At 63.5% G+C, this 1,089-nt stretch carries 2 protein-coding genes; one reads left to right on the top strand and one right to left on the bottom strand.

Annotated elements, in window-relative coordinates; translation table 11 throughout:
* Nucleotides 1-365: excalibur calcium-binding domain-containing protein (locus EOA60_RS34305; RefSeq protein WP_206628401.1), on the top strand; the 365-nt coding region annotated here is incomplete at its 5' end.
* 497 nt (nucleotides 366-862) lie between these two features.
* Here the strand turns inward: EOA60_RS34305 and EOA60_RS34310 are convergent.
* Nucleotides 863-1,089 (bottom strand): DUF1173 family protein (locus EOA60_RS34310; RefSeq protein WP_128312693.1); only part of this gene is annotated, 227 nt, incomplete at its 5' end.

Genomic DNA, 1,089 nt, shown 5'->3' on the forward strand with positions numbered 1-1,089 from the left:
GCAATGTGGCCGGCTGGATGGTCGAGCACGGCCAGGCCCTAGATTGGCCCCGCTACAGCCATGGCGCCTACGCGGCACAGCAGGCGAAGGCGCAAGCGGCGAAGGTCGGCCTGTGGGTCGGCAACTTCCAGGCACCGTGGGACTGGCGCGCGTCGCATGGCGACGGCGCGACGCCATCGAGCCAGCCACTCGGCGTCGTCAGCCGCAAGCTGGTCGCGCAAAGCGGCAGCTACTCGTGCGAGCCGCGCCGCTACTGTTCTCAGATCAGCTCATGCGACGAAGCGCAGTGGTATCTGCACAACTGCTCCTGGGGCCGGAAGCTTGATCGGGACGGCGATGGCGTGGCGTGCGAGCCGCTGTGCTGAAACCGGAACGAGCGTCGCATCCGCTCTTCGTTTAGCCTCAAGCAAGCCAAGCGGAGGCAGTTGTCTCCGCGCTGCCCGCGACCCAATCCCGCTCTCTCGTGATGGCTTTTCTGGTGCGGCGGCGGATCTTCCACGATCAACCCGCAAGGGGTCCACTAGCAAGCTGCGGCCGCTCGGCTGACGCCTTCGGGCGATCGCGTCCGCCTCCGCACACTGTGATGGAGTCATCGAGCGGGAATTGGCCCGCTCCAGATGGAGCCTCAGATGTCCCAGTATCTCACTCGCGTCCAGAAGGCCGCCTTGTCACTCGCCCGCACCCTCAGGGCCCGGTCATCCTCTTCAAGGTTGATGACGAATTTGGCGTCATGCCCGCCGACGAGCTCGATGGCGCCGGGGTTGAAATCCTCTCGAGTTGTCGATCACCTGCGTAAGGAAAACGCCGAACTAAAGAGCAGACTCGGCCTGGCATAGATTACGTCAGGTCTTGTCGCGGCCGCTTAACGCGGCCGCGACAGTTGTAGTGACGGCATCTCGCCTTCACTCACGCGCCAGATCCACGAACCGATTTGCGGGCGCGCCTCGATCATGTCGTTCAGCATCAGCTCAAATTTGTCGTCGACTCCGGCCGGCACGATGTAAAGTGCAATCGACTGACCGAGGCGCTGTACCATCGCGTTGGCGATCGGCTGCTCCGCCGGCAGGTTGTATCGCAATCCCTTGATGC

Origin of the sequence: Mesorhizobium sp. M1A.F.Ca.IN.020.06.1.1, from assembly GCF_004023265.1 — a bacterium.
Classification (GTDB): domain Bacteria; phylum Pseudomonadota; class Alphaproteobacteria; order Rhizobiales; family Rhizobiaceae; genus Mesorhizobium.